This window comes from Paracoccus sp. Arc7-R13 (genome assembly GCF_004010775.1).
Lineage (GTDB): Bacteria > Pseudomonadota > Alphaproteobacteria > Rhodobacterales > Rhodobacteraceae > Paracoccus > Paracoccus marcusii.
In genome coordinates, this window is record NZ_CP034810.1 from 2,364,986 (window position 1) to 2,385,090 (window position 20,105).

20 protein-coding genes are annotated in these 20,105 nt (G+C 68.3%); 11 read left to right on the forward strand and 9 right to left on the reverse strand.

The window, feature by feature from the left end; all coding sequences use genetic code 11:
- Positions 1-18 precede the first annotated feature (18 nt).
- Positions 19-1,611 (reverse strand): iron ABC transporter permease, encoded by a 1,593-nt coding sequence (locus EOJ32_RS11785; protein ID WP_240542547.1) that lies wholly within the window; start codon positions 1,609-1,611, stop codon positions 19-21.
- A gap of 229 nt (positions 1,612-1,840) precedes the next feature.
- On the opposite strand from EOJ32_RS11785, the gene EOJ32_RS11790 reads away from it, so the two are divergent.
- A complete protein-coding gene (locus EOJ32_RS11790) occupies positions 1,841-2,716 on the forward strand; it encodes a hypothetical protein (protein WP_045981290.1) in 876 nt (291 codons plus the stop codon).
- Between the two features lie 30 nt (positions 2,717-2,746).
- On the opposite strand, the gene EOJ32_RS11795 is transcribed toward EOJ32_RS11790, so the two are convergent.
- Entirely contained in the window at positions 2,747-2,998 is a 252-nt protein-coding gene (locus tag EOJ32_RS11795; protein WP_042248738.1) for a DUF2312 domain-containing protein, read from the reverse strand.
- Positions 2,999-3,109: 111 nt separating this feature from the next.
- Here EOJ32_RS11795 and EOJ32_RS11800 point away from each other — a divergent pair, with 111 nt between their 5' ends.
- The 10 genes from EOJ32_RS11800 to EOJ32_RS11845 all read left to right on the forward strand — a co-directional run bounded on the left by EOJ32_RS11800 (position 3,110) and on the right by EOJ32_RS11845 (position 11,593).
- Positions 3,110-3,337 carry a hypothetical protein gene (locus tag EOJ32_RS11800; protein WP_045981291.1) on the forward strand — a complete coding sequence of 76 codons (228 nt, stop codon included), beginning with the start codon at positions 3,110-3,112 and terminating at the stop codon, positions 3,335-3,337.
- 7 nt (positions 3,338-3,344) lie between these two features.
- The gene (dtd, locus tag EOJ32_RS11805) at positions 3,345-3,794 is read left to right on the forward strand and encodes a D-aminoacyl-tRNA deacylase (RefSeq protein WP_127898677.1); all 450 of its coding nucleotides are present in this window, start codon (positions 3,345-3,347) and stop codon (positions 3,792-3,794) included.
- Positions 3,795-4,180: 386 nt separating this feature from the next.
- Complete coding sequence (locus tag EOJ32_RS11810) at positions 4,181-5,422, forward strand: DEAD/DEAH box helicase (protein ID WP_045981350.1); 1,242 nt, start codon at positions 4,181-4,183, stop codon at positions 5,420-5,422.
- A 111-nt stretch (positions 5,423-5,533) separates the two neighbouring features.
- Entirely contained in the window at positions 5,534-6,106 is a 573-nt protein-coding gene (locus EOJ32_RS11815) for a thymidine kinase (RefSeq protein WP_127898678.1), read from the forward strand.
- Positions 6,107-6,194: 88 nt separating this feature from the next.
- The gene (locus tag EOJ32_RS11820; protein ID WP_127898679.1) at positions 6,195-7,349 is read left to right on the forward strand and encodes a D-alanyl-D-alanine carboxypeptidase family protein; all 1,155 of its coding nucleotides are present in this window, start codon (positions 6,195-6,197) and stop codon (positions 7,347-7,349) included.
- Entirely contained in the window at positions 7,349-7,945 is a 597-nt protein-coding gene (tmk, locus tag EOJ32_RS11825; RefSeq protein ID WP_127898680.1) for a dTMP kinase, read from the forward strand. The genes EOJ32_RS11820 and tmk overlap by 1 nt, the downstream gene beginning before the upstream one ends.
- Entirely contained in the window at positions 7,942-9,051 is a 1,110-nt protein-coding gene (locus tag EOJ32_RS11830; protein ID WP_127898681.1) for a DNA polymerase III subunit delta', read from the forward strand. Before tmk ends, EOJ32_RS11830 begins: the two co-directional genes overlap by 4 nt.
- Before the next feature lie 3 nt (positions 9,052-9,054).
- Positions 9,055-9,849 (forward strand): TatD family hydrolase, encoded by a 795-nt coding sequence (locus tag EOJ32_RS11835; RefSeq protein WP_127898682.1) that lies wholly within the window; start codon positions 9,055-9,057, stop codon positions 9,847-9,849.
- Positions 9,846-10,652 (forward strand): MBL fold metallo-hydrolase, encoded by an 807-nt coding sequence (locus EOJ32_RS11840; RefSeq protein WP_127898683.1) that lies wholly within the window; start codon positions 9,846-9,848, stop codon positions 10,650-10,652. Before EOJ32_RS11835 ends, EOJ32_RS11840 begins: the two co-directional genes overlap by 4 nt.
- Complete coding sequence (locus tag EOJ32_RS11845; protein WP_127898684.1) at positions 10,649-11,593, forward strand: AEC family transporter; 945 nt, start codon at positions 10,649-10,651, stop codon at positions 11,591-11,593. Before EOJ32_RS11840 ends, EOJ32_RS11845 begins: the two co-directional genes overlap by 4 nt.
- A gap of 86 nt (positions 11,594-11,679) precedes the next feature.
- Here EOJ32_RS11845 and EOJ32_RS11850 read toward each other — a convergent pair whose 3' ends face one another.
- The 7 genes from EOJ32_RS11850 to EOJ32_RS11880 all read right to left on the reverse strand — a co-directional run bounded on the left by EOJ32_RS11850 (position 11,680) and on the right by EOJ32_RS11880 (position 20,064).
- The gene (locus EOJ32_RS11850) at positions 11,680-12,240 is read right to left on the reverse strand and encodes a hemerythrin domain-containing protein (protein WP_127898685.1); all 561 of its coding nucleotides are present in this window, start codon (positions 12,238-12,240) and stop codon (positions 11,680-11,682) included.
- The gene (locus EOJ32_RS11855) at positions 12,237-13,187 is read right to left on the reverse strand and encodes an ABC transporter permease (protein WP_045981301.1); all 951 of its coding nucleotides are present in this window, start codon (positions 13,185-13,187) and stop codon (positions 12,237-12,239) included. The genes EOJ32_RS11850 and EOJ32_RS11855 overlap by 4 nt, the downstream gene beginning before the upstream one ends.
- 4 nt (positions 13,188-13,191) lie before the next feature.
- A complete protein-coding gene (locus tag EOJ32_RS11860; protein ID WP_127898686.1) occupies positions 13,192-14,493 on the reverse strand; it encodes an ABC transporter permease in 1,302 nt (433 codons plus the stop codon).
- A gap of 59 nt (positions 14,494-14,552) precedes the next feature.
- Positions 14,553-15,629, reverse strand: coding sequence for an ABC transporter substrate-binding protein (locus tag EOJ32_RS11865; protein WP_127898687.1), 1,077 nt, complete (start codon positions 15,627-15,629; stop codon positions 14,553-14,555).
- A 105-nt stretch (positions 15,630-15,734) separates the two neighbouring features.
- Positions 15,735-16,805, reverse strand: a complete 1,071-nt coding sequence (locus tag EOJ32_RS11870) for an ABC transporter substrate-binding protein (RefSeq protein WP_045981304.1) — start codon at positions 16,803-16,805, stop codon at positions 15,735-15,737.
- Between the two features lie 25 nt (positions 16,806-16,830).
- On the reverse strand, positions 16,831-17,934 hold the full coding sequence (locus EOJ32_RS11875; RefSeq protein ID WP_045981305.1) for an ABC transporter ATP-binding protein: 1,104 nt from the start codon (positions 17,932-17,934) through the stop codon (positions 16,831-16,833).
- A 222-nt stretch (positions 17,935-18,156) separates the two neighbouring features.
- Positions 18,157-20,064, reverse strand: coding sequence for a DEAD/DEAH box helicase (locus EOJ32_RS11880; RefSeq protein ID WP_127898688.1), 1,908 nt, complete (start codon positions 20,062-20,064; stop codon positions 18,157-18,159).
- Positions 20,065-20,105: the final 41 nt, after the last annotated feature.

The following is a 20,105-nucleotide window of genomic DNA, read 5'->3' on the forward strand; positions in this document are numbered from 1 at the left end:
TTACCAAGCCGCCCGATGTTACGCAAGCGGCGGCTTCGTGCGTCTGGCACCGCCCAGGTTGGTGCGCGCCAGAAGCGCGACCGCGGCCAGCCCTACGGCCATCACCAGCAGTGCCGCGGGCGCGGCGTTGCCCAGATCCTCCAGGCTGGCGCGTTCGTGGGTGCGGGTGGCCAGCGTCTCGAAGTTGAACGGGCGCAGCAGCAGCGTTGCGGGCAGTTCCTTGACGCAATCGACGAAGACCAGCAGCAGCGCCGCCCCCACCGACCCGCGCATCATCGGCAGATAGACCGCGCGCAGGACCCCGGCATTGTCGCGCCCCAGCGACCGCGCCGCCATCGGCAGCGAGGGCGGCACCCGCGTGAAGGCCGCATCGATCGCCCCCTGCCCGATCGCGAAGAAACGGACCAGATAGGCCAGCACGATGGCCGTGCCCGTGCCCGTCAGGATCAGCCCCGGATCGGTGCCCGTCACCGCCAGCCAGCCATCCGCGACCCAGTGGTCCAGCGCGGCCAGCGGGATCAGCAGGCCCACCGCCAGCACCGCCCCCGGCGCGGCATAGCCGATGGTGGTGACCGGCATCAGCAGGCGCGGCAGCGCCCGCCCCGACAGGCGCGTCCCATAGACCATGATCAGCGCCATCAGCACCGTCAGCACCGCGGCGATCCCGCCTAATGACACCGTGTGCCACGCGGCCCGCACCAGCCCCGGCGACACCCAACCCTGCGGATAGGCCAGCGCATAGGTCGCGATCACCCCCACCGGCAGGACGAACCCCATCGCGAAAGGCAGCGTGCAGGCCATCGTCGCCAGGACCCCCGGCAGGGCACGCAGGCGCTGACGCTGGATCGGACGCGGCTGCCGGGCGCTTTGGTGATAGCGCGCGTTGCGGCGGGCAAAGCGTTCCCACAGCGACAGAAGCACGATGATGGCCAGCATCGCGCAGGCGATCTGGGCGGCACCGCCGGCGTTCCGACGCTCCAGCCAGGTGGTGAAGATGCCGGTGTTCAGGGTCTGGACCCCGAAATAGCTGACGACGCCGTAATCGGCGACCGCCTCCATCATCGCGATGGCCGATCCCGCTACGATGGCCGGGCGCGCCAGCGGCAGGCCAACGCGGGCGAACAGGCCCCAGGGGCCGGTGCCCAGGGCGCGCGCGACCTCGTATGCGCTGCCCGACTGTTCGTGCAGCGCGGCGCGCGTCAACAGATAGACATAGGGATAGAGGGCGGAGGCCAGCACCACGATCGCCGCCTCCAGCGAGCGGATGCGGGGGAACCAGTAGTCGCGGGCCGTCTCCCACCCGAACCAGCCGCGCAGGGCGATCTGGACCGGGCCGGAATAATCCAGGAAATCGGCCAGCGCATAGGCGCCGATATAGGCGGGCACCGCCAGCGGCAGCAGCAGCAGCCACTGCAGCACGCCACGGCCCGGAAAGTCGTACATGCTGACCAGCCAGGCCGCCCCGGTGCCCATCGCCGCGGCAAGCAGTCCCGTCCCCATTGCAAGCGCGACCGTATTGCCGAAATAGCGGGGCATGACGCTGGACAGCAGATGCGGCCAGATGTTGTCGGTGGGGTTCAGCGCCAGCCAGACGACCGAAAGGACCGGCATCAGCACCAGCCCCGCGACCAGGACCGCGGCGACCGACCATCCGCGTCCGCCCCCCTGGCGCAGGGCATGATCGTGACGGCGGCTGCGGGTCGGTTCTGGGGCTGTCCGGGTCATGCCCAAGGGCGATATGCCAAAGCGGTTTGACTGTCCACGCCGGACGGTTAATCTGCGCGCCACAACCAGGGTGGGCTTGCCCGCCGCAAGGCCAAGAAAAGACGGGACAGTTCAGATGCAGATGGTTTTCCACCTGGGGGTGCACGGCACCGACCGCGACCGCCTGCTCAAGACGCTGCTGAACAACCGCGCCGCCCTGCAGGGCATCGGCACCGAGGTGGTCACCCCGAACCGCCACCGTGGGCTGTTCGACGAGGCGCTGGCATCGCTGAACGGCGGCACGGCCACGCCCGAGATGGAACAGATCATGATGGACGCGATGCTGGAAAGCGACGATCCAAAGCGGATCGTGATGTCCACCTCGACCTTCATGGGTGCGCCGGGCCGGGCCGTGGGGCGCGACGGGCTCTATCCGCAGATCGGCATGCGCGCGGCCGCGCTGTCGCGGCTGTTCCCGTCGGCGCGGACCGAGTTCTTTTTGGCGATGCGCAATCCAGCCACCCTGCTGGCCGAGGTCCTGCCCCAGTTCAGCGGCGGCGGCTATGACGACCTGATGCAGGGCAACCACCCGCTGCAGCTGCGCTGGCGGCTGGCCATCCAGAAGCTGGTCCGATCGGTTCAGGGCCGCCGCCTGGTCCTGTGGTGCCACGAGGATGTGCCGCTGATCTGGCCCGAGGTGGTGCGGCTGATCGGCGCATTGCCCGACGGCGTGCCGCTGGCGGGAAACATGCCCTACATGTTCGACCTGCTGGGCCCATCCGGGATGGAGAAACTGCGCGCCGCAATGGCGGGCCGCGACCAGACCAATGTCGCGCAGCGCCGCCAGATCTATTCCGACGTCCTGGCCGCCCATGCCCTGCCCGAGGTGCTGGAGCAGACCGTCGACCTGCCGGGCTGGACGCAGGAGCTGGTCGATCAGGTGACCGAAAACTATCGCGCCGACGTGGCCGAGATTGCGGTCCTGCCGGGCGTCGAGTTCATCCTGCCCTAGGGCCGCGCGGGCGGCCCCGGGACGGGTGCGTCAGACCATGCCCAGGGCAGCCTTGTACATATCCAGGATCGCCTCTTCCTCGGCGATGTCGTCCTTGTCGCGGCGGCGCAGGGCGATGATCTGCTTCATCACCTTGGTGTCGTATCCGCGGGCCTTGGCCTCGGCCATCACCTCTTTCTGGCGTTCGGCGATGTCCTTCTTTTCGGCCTCAAGCTGCTCGAACTGTTCGATGAACTGGCGCAGCTCGTCCGCGGCCACCCCATAGGCTTGATCGTCCTGCATCGGATTCGTCCCTTCTTGCGCGTTTGCACCGGGTGTTAGGCGGTCTTGTTGCGGGGTGCAATCGCCGCTAGGGGACGGTCGCGAAACCCCGCTTTGCGCAAGGAGACGACCATGACCCTGTTCGACTGGATCATCTGGAGCGGCGCGGCCCTGACCCTGATCGGGCTGGGCGCCCTTGTCTGGTGCATCTGGACCGTCAGCCGCGCCCGCGCGCGGGGCTTGGACGACGCGGCGCTGCGCGAGAAGATGCGCGGCGTGCTGGCCGTGAACATGGGTGCGCTGGCGGCATCGGTCATCGGCCTGATGATGGTCGTGATCGGCATCGTGCTGGCCCGGTGACCCGACGATGAGGGTCCTGATCCAGCGCGTCACCGAAGCCCGCGTCACCGTCGACGCCCAGATCGTGGGGCAGACGGGGCCGGGCCTGCTGATCCTGGCCTGCGCCATGCAGGGCGACGACGACGCGACCGCCGCGGCGCTGGCCGGGCGGGTAGCGCGGTTGCGCATCTTCCGCGACGATCAGGGGCGGATGAACCGGTCGGTGCTGGACACGGGCGGCACGGCGCTGGTCGTCAGCCAGTTCACCTTGGCCGCCGACACCCGCAGCGGCAACCGCCCCGGCTTCTCCTCGGCCGCCGCGCCCGACGATGGCCGGCGCCTGTACGAACGCTTCGCTCAGGCGCTGCGCGACCTGGGGGTCGCCACCGAAACCGGGCGCTTTGGCGCGGACATGCAGGTGGCTTTGGTCAATGACGGGCCGGTGACGATCTGGATGGACAGCGCCGACCGCGCCTGACCATCCAGGGCCGTGCCTGACGGGGCTTGACTTTCACGTCATTTCCGCCCATCTGACCCCCATCGCCGTCCGCTGCCGCGTGAGCAGCCTTGGGCCCCTGCCCGATGACGCCGACACCCAATCCAGTTTCCCATTCACGCGGGGAGGCAGCAGGCATCCTCGTATCGCGCCTGCACCCCTGCCACTGGCCGCGCCCTGCGCGGGGCCCCTGCCTTTGCGTCCGATACGGGGGACGGAAGGGACGAAAGATCCTGATGGAACAGAACAACACCCGCCGCCGCCCCAACCGTGGCGGCAAGTCCACCCCCGCCCGCCCGCCGATCCAGGCCAACGAAGGCCGCCGCGCCCCCGCCCGCGAACCCGTCATCACCGGTCCCTTTGCGGATATGGGGATCGACCATCGCATCAACGCCAACATCATCGCGATGGGCCTGACCACGCCCACCCCGATCCAGGAACAGGGCATCCCTGCCATCGTGCAGGGCCGCGACGTGCTGGGCCTGGCCCAGACCGGCACCGGCAAGACGGCGGCCTTCGGCCTGCCGATGCTGACCCGCCTGATCAACTATGGGAAGAAGCCCGACCCCAAGACCTGCCGCGCGCTGATTTTGGCACCGACCCGCGAACTGGCCACCCAGATCGCGACGAACATCGACGCCTATGCCGAGGGGACGCCGATCCGGTCGTTCCGCGTCGTGGGCGGCGCCTCGATCAACACCCAGACCGAGCGGCTGTCGCGCGGCGTGGACGTTCTGATCGCGACGCCTGGCCGCCTGATGGACCTGATCGAGCGTCGCGCGATCAGCCTGGAGGCCACCACCTATCTGGTGCTGGACGAGGCTGACCAGATGCTGGACATCGGCTTCATCCACACGCTGCGCAAGATCGCGCGGATGCTGCCACGTGAACGCCAGACGCTGATGTTCTCGGCCACCATGCCCAAGCTGATGTCGGAACTGTCGGATACCTACCTGACCAACCCGGTCAAGGTCGCCGTCAACCCGCCGGGCCAGGCCGCCAAGAAGATCGAGCAGGGTGTCCACTTCGTCAGCCAGGGCGACAAGGCCACGCTGCTGGCCGAATACATGTCCAAGCACACCAACGAGCTGGCGATGGTCTTCGGCCGCACCAAGCACGGCTGCGAAAAGCTGGCCAAGCTGCTGGAAAAGTGGGGCTTCGCGGTCGCCGCGATCCACGGCAACAAGAGCCAGGGCCAGCGCGAGCGTGCGCTGGAGGCCTTCCGCAAGGGAGAGACCAAGGTGCTGGTCGCCACCGACGTGGCCGCCCGCGGCCTGGACATCCCCGAGGTCGCGCATGTCTACAACTACGACCTGCCGAACGTCCCCGAGAACTATGTCCACCGCATCGGCCGGACGGCGCGTGCGGGCCGTGACGGTCGCGCCGTGGCCTTCTGCTCGCCTGCCGAATTGGGAGAGCTGCGCGCCATCGAGAAGGCGATGAAGAACGCCATTCCGGTGATCGGCGGCGACGTGCCCTCGGCTGCCGCGGCCGCAGCGGCGGGTCCTGCCGGCGGCGCACAGCGCGGACGTGGCAAGCCGATGGACGGGGGCGCCCACAAGCGTCCGGCACGCCGCCCGTCGCGCGCGCCCAAGAGCCGCACCGCCTGATCCCTGCCGCAAGGCGGAATCTGTATCTGGACAACGAACAGGCCGCCGGGGCGCAATCTCCGGCGGCTTTCGCTTGTCGCGCGTGATGCGCGCGGGTATGGGCCGGGCACCATGGCAAAGCTGTATTTCAACTATTCGACGATGAACGCGGGCAAGAGCACGCTGCTGCTTCAGGCGTCCTACAACTATCGCGAACGCGGGATGGAGACGCTGCTGCTGACCGCGGCGCTGGACGACCGCGCCGGCAAGGGGCGCATCGCCAGCCGGATCGGCATCGCCGACGAGGCGCTGTCCTTTGACAGCGCGTCCGACCTGCTGACGCTGGTGGCGCAGACTGCGCCACGCCCCGCCTGCGTGTTCGTCGACGAGGCGCAGTTCCTGACCGCGGACCAGGTCTGGCAGCTGGCCCGCGTGGCCGACGACCTGGGCATTCCGGTCATGTGCTATGGGCTGCGAGTCGATTTCCGGGGCATGCTGTTTCCGGGATCCGCTGCCCTGCTGGCGCTGGCCGACGACATGCGCGAGGTGCGCACCATCTGTCACTGCGGCAAGAAGGCCACCATGGTCATCCGCCGCAACGAGGCGGGACAGGCGATCACCGAGGGCGCGCAGGTGCAGGTTGGCGGGAACGAGACCTATGTCTCGCTCTGCCGCAGGCACTGGCGCGAGGCCACGGGAAACTGATCACGATTGCCCCGCCCCGGCCATGGCGCGTTGCGGGGCGGATTGGGTTGATGTAACCATCATGGAAAACAACCTAGGGGGACTTATCATGCGCGGATTCCTGATCTGGGTGGCGGCCGTGCTGGCCATGACGGCCCCCGCCAGGGCCTTTGACACGACAGCATCGGCCGCGTGGGTCTATGACGTCCAGACCGGCACCGTGCTGATGGAGAAGAACGCCGAGACGCCGCTTCCCCCGGCCTCGATGTCCAAGCTGATGACCCTAACCATGCTGTTCGAGGCGCTGCGCGATGGGCGCGTGAGCATGGACACGACCTTTCCGGTGTCCGAGAAGGCCTGGCGCATGGGCGGGTCCAAGATGTTCGTGGAACCAGCCGACCGCCCCTCGGTCGAGGATCTGATCCACGGCATCATCATCAATTCCGGCAACGACGCCTGCGTCGTCGTGGCCGAGGGCCTGGCCGGGACCGAAGAGGCCTTTGCCCGCCAGATGAACGAACGCGCGGCGCAGCTGGGACTGACACACACGACGCTGACGAATGCCTCCGGCTGGCCCGACCCGGGACATCGCATGTCGATGGAGGATCTGGGTCTGCTGGCCACCTACATCATCACGGAATTCCCGGATCTCTATCCGAACTTCGCCATGACCTCGTTCAACTACAAGGGCCGCGTGCCGTCGAATGCAGGCAACCGCAACCCGCTGCTGTCCATCGGCACGGGCGAATGGACCGCCGACGGGCTGAAGACAGGCCACACCCAGGAGGCCGGATACGGCCTGGTCGGGTCGGCCATCCAGGACGGGCGTCGCATCATCTTCGTCATCACCGGCCTGACAAGCGACCGTGCCCGGGCCGAGGAATCCGAACGCCTGGTCAACTGGGCATTCCGCGAATTCAGCATGCGCACCCTGGTCCCCGCCGGAGAGGACGTGGCGCAGGCCCCCGTCTGGCTGGGCACCGTGTCGAGGGTCGGCCTGACCACCCAGAACGGCGTCAACGTCCTGGTTCCCGCCGGCGTCCAGGACCAGGTCAAGGTCGAGGTGGTCTACGATTCCCCCGTCCCCGCGCCCATCGCGCGAGGGGACCGCCTTGGCCAGTTGGTGGTGACCATCCCCGGCACGCGCGACACCGTCACGCCCCTGATCGCCACGCAGGACGTCCCCGAAGCCGGGCTGGTGGGCCGCATGAAGGGGGCCGTGATGCAGCTTGGCCAGCGTGCCATCACCGCCGTCACCGGCTGATGCTGATCAGCCTGGAAGGAATCGACGGCTGCGGCAAGTCCACCCAGTCCCGCCTGCTGGCCGACGCGCTGCGGGCGCAGGGCCGCGAGGTCGTGCTGACCCGAGAGCCCGGCGGCAGCCCCGGCGCCGAGGAGATCCGCCGCCTGCTGGTCGAGGGGTCGGGCGAACGCTGGTCGCCCGAGACGGAATGCCTGCTGTTCACCGCCGCCCGGCGCGATCATCTGGAACGCACGATCCGACCCGCGCTGCAGGCCGGGCAGGTCGTCGTGACCGACCGGTTCGCCGACAGCACCCGCGTCTATCAGGGTGCGGCGCGGGGCGACCTGCGGGACATGGTGGACCGGCTGCACGCGCTGATGATCGGGGTCGAGCCGGACCGGACATTCGTCATCGACATCGACCCAGAAACGGGGCTTGCCCGCGGCACTGCGCGCGGCGGGGCCGAGGACCGCTTTGAAAGCCTGGGGCTGGCCTTCCAGCAGCGGCTGGCCACGGGCTTTCGCGCGCTGGCCGCCGAATATCCCGACCGCGTCCGGCTGATCGACGGCAGAGGCAGCGCCGCGGACGTGTCCGCCCGCATCATGGCCGCGTTGTGAAGACCGAGGCAGCCGACATCCCCGAACCCGACCGGGTTCCGGGCGCACCCCATCCGCGTCACGCGACGCGCGTGATCGGCCAGGACGCGGCTGCGGCGGCGTTCCTGCAGGCCGCGCAGGGCGACCGGCTGCATCACGCCTGGCTGCTGACCGGGCCGCGCGGGGTCGGAAAGGCGACGCTGGCCTGGGCCATCGCGCGCTGGCTGCTGGCCGAGACCGGGCGGGCCGATCTGGCCGTCGACCCCGACACGCCCGAGGCCCGCCGCATCGCCGCCCTGTCCGAGCCCCGCCTGGCCCTGATCCGCCGCCCCTGGGACGACAAGACCAGCCGCCTGCGCGCCGAGATCACCGTGGACGAGATCCGCAAGCTGCTGTCCTTCTTCCACCTCTCGGCTGCCGAAGGCGGTCGCCGCGTGGCGATCATCGATGCCGCCGACGAGATGAACATCCCCGCCGCCAACGCCCTTCTGAAGGTGCTGGAGGAGCCGCCGTCGGATGCGCTGATCCTGCTGATTGCGCATCAGCCCGCACGCCTGCTGCCCACGATCCGGTCACGCTGCCGCACGCTGCGCCTGTCGCCGCTGCCACCGCGACAGATGTCGGCGATCCTGTCCGACATGGGCCTGAACGAGGATGCCGAGGCGCTGTCGGCCCTGTCCGACGGATCGGTCGGAGAGGCGCTGCGGCTGGCCGGCCAGGGGGGTCTTGACCGCTATCAGGACCTGGTCGACCTGTTCGCCACCCTGCCCCGGCTGGACCGGCTGGCGGCATCCAAATTCGCTGATGGCGCGGCGGGGCGCGCGGGCGCCGATGGCGACCCGTTCGATCTGACCATCACCGTGCTGGACCGCTTCGTTACCCGGCTGGCGCGGGCGGGGCTGGTGGGCGCGCCGCTGCCCCAGGCCGCGCGCGGCGAAGGGGCTTTGATGGCGCGGCTGTCACCCGACGACCACGCCGCCCGCATCTGGGCCGAGGCGCAGGCCCGCCTGTCGGCGCGTGCCCGCACGGGACGGGCGGTCAACCTTGACCCTGCCGCGCTGGTCATGGATATGGTGCTGGAACTGGCGCAGCTGCCGCCCGCGCAAGCGTCCCTGACCAAGGCCTGACCGATGACCGATGCGGCCCTCCGGCTGACCGACAGCCATTGCCACCTGGATTTTCCCGATTTCGACGGCGAACACGCAGCCCTGATCGATCGTGCCCGTGCCGCGGGCGTCGGGCGGATGGTCACCATCTGCACCCGCCTGCGCCAGGAACCCGCCGTGCGCGCCCTGACCGAGGCCCATGACGGCGTCTTCTACGCCGCCGGCACCCACCCGATGAGCGTCGCGGACGAACCGATGGCCACCGTCGATCAACTGGTAGCCTTGGCCGATCACCCGAAATTCGTGGCCATCGGCGAGACCGGGCTGGATTACCACTACACCGCCGAAAGCGCGCAGGCGCAACAGGACAGCCTGCGTATTCATATCGAAGCCGCGCGGCGGACGCGCCTGCCCTTGATCATTCACGCCCGCGACGCCGATGACGACATGGCTCGCATCCTGGCGGAGGAACACCGCGCCGGCGAATATGCCTGCGTCATGCACTGCTTCAGCTCGACCCCCGCGCTGGCGCAGGCGGCGCTGGACCTGGGGTTCTATCTGTCGATGTCGGGCATCGCGGCCTTTCCGCGGTCGTCCGATCTGCGCGACATCTTCAAGGCCGCGCCGCTGGACCGCATCCTGGTCGAGACCGACAGCCCCTATCTGGCCCCGCCCCCGCACCGCGGGCGCCGGAACGAACCCGCCTATGTCGCCCATACCGCCGCGGTGGGTGCAGACCTGTTCGGCCTGTCCCTGCCCGATTTCGCCGCGCGGACCGAGGCCAATTTCGAACGCCTGTTCTGGAAGGCCGCCCGATGAGCGACACGATCCGCGCCACGATCCTGGGCTGCGGATCGTCCGGCGGGGTGCCGCGCCTTGGCAACCGATGGGGCGCCTGCGACCCGGAAAACCCGCGAAACCGCCGCCGCCGCTGTTCGCTGCTGGTCGAACGCGACGGGCCGGACGGCACCACCCAGGTGCTGATCGACACCGGCCCCGACCTGGTCCCGCAGATGCTGGACGCGGGCGTGGCGAGGCTGGACGCCGTGGTCTATACCCATGCCCATGCCGATCATGTCCACGGCATCGACGACCTGCGCCAACTGGTCTTCAACGCGCGCCGCATCCTGCCGGTCTGGGCCGATCAGCCCACGGCCGAAGCGCTGACGACCCGCTTCGGCTATGTATTCGAGACGCCCGAGGGCAGCCTCTATCCGCCGATCTGCGCGCTGCATGCGATCGACGGCCCGATCACCATCGACGGCCCCGGCGGCCCAGTGACGCTGACCCCGTTCCGCGTCCAGCACGGAGAGATCACCGCCCTGGGCTTCCGCATCGGCGGTCTGGTCTATCTGCCCGACGTCTCGGACATTCCCGACGCCGTCTGGCCGCTAATTACGGACGCGCCAGTCTTCGTCATCGACGCCCTGCGCCATGAACCCCATCCCAGCCATGCCCACCTGGCCCTGTCGCTGGACTGGATCGCCCGCGCGCGCAGCCCCCGCGCAGTGCTGACGAACATGCATATCGACATGGACTATGCCGCGGTCGCAGCCCAGACCCCGGACCATGTCGAGCCCGCCTTCGACGGCATGCAGATCACCGTGCCCGCCGCGACATGACGGCGCTGTTCACGATCATCCTGCCCGTCTTCCTGATCGTGGGCTTTGGCTATCTGGTGGCGTGGCGGGGCTGGTTTTCGGCCAGCGGTGTCGACGGGCTGATGAATTTCGCGCAGAACTTCGCCGTGCCCACGCTGCTCTTCGTGTCGATGGCGCGCCTGGACCTGGGCACCGAGTTTCGCGCCCAGCTGCTGATCCCCTTCTATGCCGGCGCCTTCGCGGCCTTTGCGGCGGGTTGGGGGGGCGCCCGGTTCCTGTTCGGCAGGCCGCCCGCGGACTGCGTGGCGATCGGGTTCGTGTGCCTTTTCTCGAACACGCTGCTCTTGGGCGTACCGATCACGGAACGCGCCTACGGCCCGGATGCGCTGGCCGGGAACTGGGCGATCATCGCGATCCATTCGCCGATGCTCTACACCTTCGGGATCACGGTGATGGAGTTCACCCGCGCCCGCGGCAGCGGCCTGTCGGTCGGGCGCGTGGCCCTGCGTGCGCTGACGGGGGTGCTGCGCACCTCGCTGGTCATAGGCATCATCGCGGGCCTTTCGGTGAACCTGCTGTCGCAGGCGGGGCTGGCCCTGCCGCAGGGGTTCTGGGACGCCGCCGACATGATCGCGCGCGCCGCCTTGCCCGCTGCGCTGTTCGGCCTGGGTGGCGTCCTCTATCGCTATCGCCCCGAAGGCGACATGGCGACCATCGCCTTGTGCTGCGCCGCATCGCTGATCCTGCATCCGGCGATCACCTTCGGCACGGCCTGGGCGCTGGATCTCGACCGAGACGGCATGCGCTCGGCCGTGCTGACGGCGTCGATGGCCCCGGGCGTGAACGCCTATCTGTTCGCCAATGTCTACGGCGTGGCCAAGCGTGTCGCAGCCTCCAGCGTGCTGATCGCCACGGCGCTGTCCACGCTGACGATCTGGATGTGGCTGGCGTTGCTGCCCTGAGGTGTCGCGGGGGTCCGGGGGGCCGCAGGCCCTCCGGCGGGGGGTGCGGGGGGCCGGCCCCCCGCCGTCGCGGGACGCAACCTGCCTCAGATCGGTACGCGAAGCGCCCCCAAAGGCTCCTCCAGCGCCCGCTCCTCGTACCCAAAATGCGACCGGATCGCCCGGTCCAGCGCCGCGAACCGCTCCGCACACAGATCGAGCGCCGCTGCCCCCCGATCCGCGACAAGTGCCTGTGCCGCCTCGTGCAACGCGCCGATCAGCCTGTGGATCACCTCATGCTCGGCCTTCAGCCGCCGGATCACCGGCGCCAGTGCCGACCCGCCGCGCTCCGCAAGGACCGGAAACATCCACTGCTCCTCGATGTCGTGGTGGTTCTGCAAAAGCGCGCAGTCGCGGCCGCAGGCAGTGCCGAACTGCGCCATGTTGCGCGCCAACGCCGTCCCGGCCACCGCCGGTGCGACCAGGGCCGGATCGGCCTGCGCGGCCCGGACCTGAACCAGCAGCCGCTGCACGCCGTCCAGTTCGGCCCGGTACATGTCGTGGATGGCGGCCAGGCGCCGGCCATGTGCGCGCTCGGCCCGCGTGATGGCGGGATAGGACGGGGGCGCAGGACGCGCGCCCTCGTCCTCCAGCTCTTCGGGCGTCATCGGGGCGTGACGCCCCGGATACGCTCGGACCGCCGGCGCAGCAGTTCCACCGTGGTCAGCAGCGCGATCGAGAAGATCACCAGCAGCGTCGCCACCGCCAGGATGGCCGGGCTGATCTGTTCGCGAATGCCGTTCCACATCTGGCGCGGAATGGTCTGCTGATCGGGACCGGCAATGAACAGCACCGCGACGACCTCGTCGAACGACGTGACGAAGGCGAACAACGCACCCGACACCACGCCTGGCAGGATCAGCGGCATCGTCACCTTGAAGAAGGTCGTGCGCGGATTGGCCCCCAGGCTGGCCGCCGCGCGGTTCAGCGACTGATCGAACCCCACCAGTGTCGCGGTGACGGTGATGATCACGAAGGGAATACCCAGGGTCGCATGGGCCAGGATCACCCCCAGATAGGTTCCCGCCAGCCGCCCGCATTCCGGCGACAGCCCGACCAGCGCCAGCAGTTCGCAGGGGTTCGAGTAGAAGAAGAACATCCCCGTCGCCGTGATGATCAGCGGCACGATCATCGGAGAGATCAGGATCGCCATGATCGCCCGGCGGAACGGCATCTCGGGCCGTGACAGGCCCAGGGCCGCCAGCGTCCCCAGAACCGTCGCCACGATGGTCGAACACACGCCGATGATGATCGAGTTCTTGGCCGCCTGCACCCATTTCGCATTCGCCCAGGCATCCGACCAGAAGGCCCAGCCCGTCGAATCCGGGTTCTGCATCCCGAAGGTCAGCAGGCTGGAATACCACCGCATGCTGTAGCCGTCGGGGTCGAGCGACAGCATCCGGTCGGTGAAAGTGAAATAGGGCTCGGCGTTGAACGACAGCGGGATGATCACGATGATCGGCGCGATCAGGAACACGAAGATCAGCGCGCAGACCGTCAGGTAGGTATAGTGCCAGACACGCTCCAGCGGGCTTGCATAGGTCGGAACAGCCATTCGCTTACCCCAGTTTCAGGTTGTCGACGCCGACAAGGCGGTCGTAGAGCCAATAGAGGATCAGCACCGACCCCAGCAGCAGGGCCGCCAGCGCCGCCGCCATCGACCAGTTCAGCGTGCCGGTCATGTGCTGTGCGATCATGTTCGAGATCAGCTGCCCCGACGATCCGCCGACCAGCGCGGGCGTGATGTAGTATCCGACCGCCAGGATGAAGACCAGCATCGCCCCCGCCCCCAGGCCCGGCAGGGTCTGCGGGAAATAGACCCGGCGGAACGCGGTCCAGCTTGTCGCGCCCAGGCTGCGCGCCGCACGGACATAGGCGGGGTTGATGGTCCGCATCACCGAATACAGCGGCAGGATCATGAAGGGCAGCAGGATATGCGTCATCGCGATAATCGTTCCGGTCTGGTTATAGATCATCTGCAACCGCTGCCCGCCGCCGATCACGCCCAGCCAGACCAGGATGTCGTTCACCACGCCCTGCTGCTGCAGCAGCACCATCCAGGATGTCGTGCGCACCAGAAGCGACGTCCAGAACGGCAGCAGCACCAGGATCATCAGCAGGTTCGACTTGCGCATGGGCAGCGTTGCCAGCAGATGCGCGATGGGAAAGCCCAGGATGAAGGTCAGGCCGGTGATCACCGCCGACAGCCAGAAGGTGCGCCAGAACAGGGTCAGATAGATCCGCTGCTGTTCCGCGACCTGCTGGATGTTGCCGGCCTCGTCCCGGGTGCGGTCGACCGCTGCCAGATAGAAGTTCGCCGTGACCGGCGTCGATGCCGATCGCATGACGGACCACAGGCGCGGGTCGCCCCAGTCCTCGTTGATCTCCAGCAGGGCCTGTTGATAGGGCGGCTCCAGCCCGCGACGGACCTGGCGCCCGGTCGCGGTGAACAGCGACCGCGTCCCCGGCATGTCATAATTGATCCGCGTGCCCACCACCCCGATGCTGCGCGCATCGGCGCTGGCGATCAGGTCCTGGGCCAATGCGGTCCAGGCCGCGTCGTCGGGCGCGGTGCCGGGCTCCATCGATGCGAACCAGGCCGAGACCTGCGGCATGTTCGCGGAAAAGCCGTCATTGTGGAACGACCGCGCCAGCATCTGCCCGATCGGCACCACAAAGGTAATCAGGATGAAGGCCAACAGCGGCAGAACCAGCAGAAAGGCCCGCCGTCGCGCCCGGCGCTGGCTGTGCGCCAGGGCGCGGGCCAGCGGCATTCCGTCGGCGGTCGTCAGCGTGCCAGACCCCACACCGGATGCGGTGGTGGCGATGGCGGCATGTGGATCAAGTGCGGCGTCGGCCATGTCGTCCCCCGGGCAGTCAGGTCCGCCGCCCCCGGATGCGGGGGCGGCAGGGTGTCAGTTCAGGACGCGGCCAGCCAGCTGTTGAAGCGTTCGGTCAGTTCCGCGGAATGGTCGGCCCAGAATTCCGGATCGTCCGTCACCGCATTGGCCAGCGCCTCGGGACTGGTCGGCATGTGCGGCGCCATCTCGGTCACGCCGTCCTGGTACAGCCCGACCAGTTCGTTCGACGATTTCCGCGCCGGGCCATAGGCGATGTATTTCGCCTGATCGGCCAGACGCTGCGTGTCGGTCGCGAATTTCAGGTATTCCATCGCCGCGTCCGGGTTGGGCGCATCGACCGGGATCACGAACATGTCCATGTCCAGGTACTGGCCGTCCCAGATGATCTCGAAGGGCTGCTTTTCGGCCACCATCGCGTCAAAGGCGCGACCGTTATAGACGGTGGTCATGCTGACCTCTCCGTCAGCCAGCAACTGCACGGGCTGGGCGCCGGCCTCCCACCAGACGGTGTCGGCCTTGATCGTGTCCAGCTTAGCAAAGGCGCGGTCCACGCCCTCGGGGGTGGACAGCACGTCATAGACCTCGGCCGCGGGCACGCCGTCGGCGATCAGTGCCAGATACAGGGTGCGCTTGGGGTTCTTGGGCAGGCCGCGCTTGCCCGGGAAGGTCTCGGTGTCGAAGAAATCGGCCGCCGTGCTGGGGGTCTCTCCCTCGAACTTGGTCGTGTTGAACGAAATGACCGTGCCCCAGACGATGTTGGCGACCGCGCAATCCTGCAGCGCGCCGGGCACGAAATCATCTGCCGCAGCGGTGCCGTTGGGCGCACTGGGCAGGTCGGCGGGGTCGATCTCGACCAGCGCACCCTCGTCGCACAGGCGGATCGCGTCGCTGACCTCGACGTCGAAGACGTCGCCCGTGACGTTGCCGGCCTCGACCTGCGCGCGCAGCGGCGTCGCGGGGTTGTCGGCGGCGATCATGTTGACGGTGATGCCGGTCTCAGCGGTGAAGGGCTTGTTATAGGCCTCGACCTGGCTGACCTCGTAGGCGCCGCCCCAGGACACGACGTTGACCTCTTGCGCCATCGCGCCGAAGGCCACGCCGCACAGGGCGGTCGAAAGGATCAGGGTGGATTTCACGTTGGTTCTCCCGGTTGGTTGGTCTCGGGCATTTTTGCCCGTTGTCATTGGCCCCGTTGGCGGGGCGCAGACCGGGCGGGACGAACCCTCCCGGTCCGAACTGGATCAGCTGGCCAGCCAGCTGTTGAAACGCTCGATCAGCTCGGCGTCGCGGTCGACCCAGAAATCCAGGTCCGATGCCAGCGCCCCGGCCATGTTCGCATCGAAGGTGGGCAGGTTCGGACCCATCGGCTCCTCGGTGCCCTCGATGTTGCCGACCATCGCGGCGGCGGACCGGCGCGGCGGACCATAGCTGATGAATTCGGCGGCGCGGGCCTGGGGCGCGGGCGCGGTGGTCCAGGCCACGAATTCCATCGCCTGCTCCAGGTTCGGCGCGCCCTTCGGCACGACCCAGCCCTCCATCTCATAGATCTGGGCGTCCCAGATGATCTCGAAGGGCTGGCCGTCGGCCTGCGCCGCGTTGAAGATGCGGCCGTTGAAGGCATAGGCCATGCTGACCTCGCCATCGGCAAGCAGCTGCGGGGGCTGGGCGCCTGCCTCCCACCAGATCACCTCGGACTTGATCGTGTCCAGCTTGGCAAAAGCGCGGTCCACGCCCTCCGGGGTGGACAGCACGTCATAGACCTCGGCGGCGGGCACGCCATCGGCCATCAGCGCCAGCTCAAGGTTGAACTTGGCGCCCTTGCGCATGGTCCGCTTGCCCGGAAACGCTTCCAGATCGAAGAAATCGGCGGGGGTCGCGGGCTTGGCCTCCGGGAACGCGGTCTCGTTGAACGCCAGGACCATCGAATAGACGTCGGTCGCCACGAAGCATTCGGTCACCGCGCCGTCGATGAAATCGTCGGCCGCGGCCGTCCCGTCCTCGGCCGGCAGCAGGATGGCGGGGTCGATCATCTCCAGCGCGCCCTCGTCGCACAGGCGCACCGCATCGGCATATTCGACCGATGCGACATCGACGCTGACATTGCCTGCCTCGACCTGCGCCTTGATCGGGGTCGCGGGGTTGTCGGCGTCCGACATGACGACATTGATGCCCGTTTCCGCCGTGAACGGCTTGGCATATGCCTCAAGGTGGCTGTTGCCATAGGCGCCGCCCCAGGACAGCAGGTTCACATCGGCCAGGGCCGGCCCGGCGACCAGGCCCATCGCGGTGCTGAGTGCAAGAAAACGCTTCATCGAAGTCTCCGGTTGGGAAAAGGGATCAGATCGGGTCCAGCGCGCGGGCATCCTGGGGATGCCAGCCGATGCGGATGACCTGGCCGGGGTCCAGACGGGTCTGGCCGATCGTGTTGCGCATCTTCATGACGAAATTGTCGCTGCCGGCGACCTTCAGCCGGGCGCGCAGGATGTCGCCCATATAGATGACCTCCATCACCTGCGCCTCGATCGTGTGGGCGCCCTGGGACATCATCTCGGGCTTGAACTCGACCCGTTCGGGGCGGATCGACACGGTCGTGCGCTGACCCCTCTCGCGGATGTTCACGGCGGTGGCGTCGATCACCCCGCCCCCGTCCAGCCGCACCAGCGCCTTGTCTCCGTCCAGCTGCTCGATCGTGCCGGCCAGGGCGTTGTTCTCTCCGATGAAGCTTGCGACGAAGCTGTTCTCGGGGCGCTCGTAAAGGTCGGACGGCGGGGCCAGCTGCTGGATGCGCCCGTCGTTGAAGACCGCGATGCGGTCCGACATGGTCAGGGCCTCGCCCTGGTCATGGGTCACATAGACGACGGTGATTCCAAGTTTCTCGTGCAGGTGCTTGATCTCGAACTGCATATGCTCGCGAAGCTGCTTGTCCAAGGCGCCAAGCGGCTCGTCCATCAGCACCAGTTCGGGGTCGAACACCAGGGCGCGGGCCAGGGCGATCCGCTGTTGCTGTCCGCCGGACAGCTGCGCCGGACGCCGGTTCGCGAACTTGCCCATCTGCACCATGTCCAGCGCGCGGGCGATGCGTGTCTGGCGTTCGTCCTTGCCCATCCCGCGGACCTCCAGCGGAAAGGACAGGTTCTCTCCGACGGTCATGTGCGGGAACAAGGCATAGTTCTGGAACACCATGCCGATCCCGCGCTTGTGCGGCGGCACCTGGTTGATCGGACGCCCGCCAAGACGGATCTCTCCGTTCGTCGCGGTCTCGAAGCCCGCCAGCATCATCAGGCAGGTCGTCTTGCCGGAACCGGACGGCCCCAGCATCGTTAGAAATTCACCCCGTCCGATCGACAGATTCAAGTCTTTGACGACAAGTGTCTGTCCATCATAGCTTTTTTGCACATGCTCGAAGGCGACGAATGCGTCGCCGTGGCGGTCGTCCAGCAAAAGCGCTCTCCCTGTTATGTCGTTGGTTATTCAGCGCAAGGATCAGGTTAAGCGTCGCCCTGCCCGACTGGCAATATCAATTGCGACATTCCATGCCCCGAACGCGTCGCGCCCGAAACCCCGCAAGGGAGCTTCGGGCGCGAGGGCCATGTGGAGTGCAGAGCGTGCAGGGCCCACTGCCTGTTTGTCAGGCAGTTGCTGGGCCCCGCGGGCAGTTGTCGGTCAGGCGGGCCGCTTGGGTCCCTTGCGATGCGCCTTGGGGGCGCCCGCCTTGTCGCCGGCGGGCCTGGACTTGGCCCAGGCCGGCTTGGGGCCCTTGCCAGCGTCGGCCGACGACTTCTTCTTCCACGACTTCACGGCCGCATGCGGTCCGGTCTCGCGCGGTTCGGCGGGGGCATCATCGGGCAGCCAGCCGCCGCGGGCGGACTTGACGCGGGCGTGGTGACCCTCGTCCGACGCGGTGTGCTTGGCACGCGGCGCGGGCTTGCGACCCTCGGAACGGTTGTCGGTGCGCGGGGCGCGGGGCGCCCGCTCGATCGGCGCGTCCAGGTCGGGGGCGCCGTCCATGCGGCGCATGGTGACCTCCGGGGTGATCTCGATGAAATCGCCGAACTTGGCGGCGACTTCCGACGCGATCTGGATATAGGACAGGTCCTGCTTGACGCGGATCGCACCGATGCTGTCGCGGGTGATCCCGCCCGCATCGCAGACCTTGGGCAGCAGCCAGCGCGCCTCGGCCCGACCGGAATGACCGACCGACAGCGTGAACCAGACCGAGGGGCCAAATTCGCGCTGCGCACGGGGGGCCATCGGTGCGGGGGGCGCATGCGCCTCGGACAGTTCCTCGGCGGCGGGGCGGCCTTCGCGCCACAGGCGCAGGAAGGCGGCGGCGACCTGTTCGGCGCTGAACTGCTCCAGCAGCTGCGCGGCCAGGGCGGCGTCGTCGCCCACGGGTTCATGCAGGCCGGGATGGTCCAGCATGCGCTGATCATCGCGCGCCCGCACCTCGTCCGCGGTCGGCGCGTCAAGCCATTCGGCCGAGACCTTGGCGTTCTGCAGCAGACGCTGTGCCCGACGATAATCGGCCGACGGCACGATCAGCGCGGACACGCCCTTGGAGCCCGCGCGCCCGGTGCGGCCCGACCGGTGCAGCATCGTGTCGGGGTTGGTCGGCAGGTCCGCGTGGATCACCAGCTCCAGCCCCGGCAGGTCGATGCCACGCGCGGCCACGTCGGTGGCGATGCAGACGCGGGCGCGCCCGTCACGCAGCGCCTGCAGGGCGTGGGTCCGCTCCTGCTGGGACAGCTCGCCCGACAGGGCCACGCATTTGAAGCCCCGGTTCGACATGCGCGCCAGCAGGTGGTTCACGTTGGCCCGCGTCTTGCAGAAGACGATGGCGGTCTGCGCCTCGTGGATGCGCAGCAGGTTGAAGATCGCGGGCTCGCGGTCGCGCGCGGTCACGGTATAGGCGCGATAGGCGATGTCGCCATGCTGGCGCGCCTCGCCCATGGCGGCGATGCGCAGGGCGTCGCGCTGGAAATCACGGGCCAGCTTCTCGATCGCCGACGGCACCGTGGCCGAGAACATCAGCGTGCGGCGCTCGACCGGGGCGGCGCCCAGGATGAACTCCAGGTCCTCGCGGAAGCCCAGGTCCAGCATCTCGTCGGCCTCGTCCAGCACGGCCGCGCGCAGGTCCGACAGGTCCAGGCTGCCGCGGTCGATATGGTCGCGCAGGCGGCCGGGCGTGCCGACCACGATCTGCGCGCCGCGCTGCAGGGCGCGTTTTTCGTTGCGATAGTCCATACCGCCGACGCAGGTCGCGATCTGCGCGCCGGTCCCGGCATAAAGCCATTCCAGCTCGCGTGCGACCTGCAGCGCCAGTTCGCGCGTGGGCGCGATGGCCAGGGCCAGCGGCAGCTCGCCCGCGATGATGCGGTCGCCGTCCAGAAGGTCCGCGCCCATCGCCAGGCCAAAGGCCACGGTCTTGCCCGACCCGGTCTGGGCCGAGACCAGCACGTCGCGGCCCGCGGCCTCGGGCGCCAGCACCGCCGACTGCACGGCAGTCAACGTCTCATAGCCCTTGTCGGCCAACGCCGCCTGAAGCGGCGCGGGGAAATTCAGTTCAGTCATGTGATTCGCCAAAATGCGGGGGCCGTGAGCGACCCGATGAG

Excerpts from the sequence above, each read along its gene's own strand:
- EOJ32_RS11785 (WP_240542547.1), bottom strand. The coding sequence starts at position 1,611 with ATGCCGGTCCTTTCGGTCGTCTGGCTGGCGCTGAACCCCACCGACAAC.
- EOJ32_RS11790 (WP_045981290.1), top strand. The coding sequence starts at position 1,841 with ATGCAGATGGTTTTCCACCTGGGGGTGCACGGCACCGACCGCGACCGC.
- EOJ32_RS11795 (WP_042248738.1), bottom strand. The coding sequence starts at position 2,998 with ATGCAGGACGATCAAGCCTATGGGGTGGCCGCGGACGAGCTGCGCCAG.
- EOJ32_RS11800 (WP_045981291.1), top strand. The coding sequence starts at position 3,110 with ATGACCCTGTTCGACTGGATCATCTGGAGCGGCGCGGCCCTGACCCTG.
- dtd (WP_127898677.1), top strand. The coding sequence starts at position 3,345 with ATGAGGGTCCTGATCCAGCGCGTCACCGAAGCCCGCGTCACCGTCGAC.
- EOJ32_RS11810 (WP_045981350.1), top strand. The coding sequence starts at position 4,181 with ATGGGGATCGACCATCGCATCAACGCCAACATCATCGCGATGGGCCTG.
- EOJ32_RS11815 (WP_127898678.1), top strand. The coding sequence starts at position 5,534 with ATGGCAAAGCTGTATTTCAACTATTCGACGATGAACGCGGGCAAGAGC.
- EOJ32_RS11820 (WP_127898679.1), top strand. The coding sequence starts at position 6,195 with ATGCGCGGATTCCTGATCTGGGTGGCGGCCGTGCTGGCCATGACGGCC.
- tmk (WP_127898680.1), top strand. The coding sequence starts at position 7,349 with ATGCTGATCAGCCTGGAAGGAATCGACGGCTGCGGCAAGTCCACCCAG.
- EOJ32_RS11835 (WP_127898682.1), top strand. The coding sequence starts at position 9,055 with ATGACCGATGCGGCCCTCCGGCTGACCGACAGCCATTGCCACCTGGAT.
- EOJ32_RS11840 (WP_127898683.1), top strand. The coding sequence starts at position 9,846 with ATGAGCGACACGATCCGCGCCACGATCCTGGGCTGCGGATCGTCCGGC.
- EOJ32_RS11845 (WP_127898684.1), top strand. The coding sequence starts at position 10,649 with ATGACGGCGCTGTTCACGATCATCCTGCCCGTCTTCCTGATCGTGGGC.
- EOJ32_RS11850 (WP_127898685.1), bottom strand. The coding sequence starts at position 12,240 with ATGACGCCCGAAGAGCTGGAGGACGAGGGCGCGCGTCCTGCGCCCCCG.
- EOJ32_RS11855 (WP_045981301.1), bottom strand. The coding sequence starts at position 13,187 with ATGGCTGTTCCGACCTATGCAAGCCCGCTGGAGCGTGTCTGGCACTAT.
- EOJ32_RS11860 (WP_127898686.1), bottom strand. The coding sequence starts at position 14,493 with ATGGCCGACGCCGCACTTGATCCACATGCCGCCATCGCCACCACCGCA.
- EOJ32_RS11870 (WP_045981304.1), bottom strand. The coding sequence starts at position 16,805 with ATGAAGCGTTTTCTTGCACTCAGCACCGCGATGGGCCTGGTCGCCGGG.
- EOJ32_RS11880 (WP_127898688.1), bottom strand. The coding sequence starts at position 20,064 with ATGACTGAACTGAATTTCCCCGCGCCGCTTCAGGCGGCGTTGGCCGAC.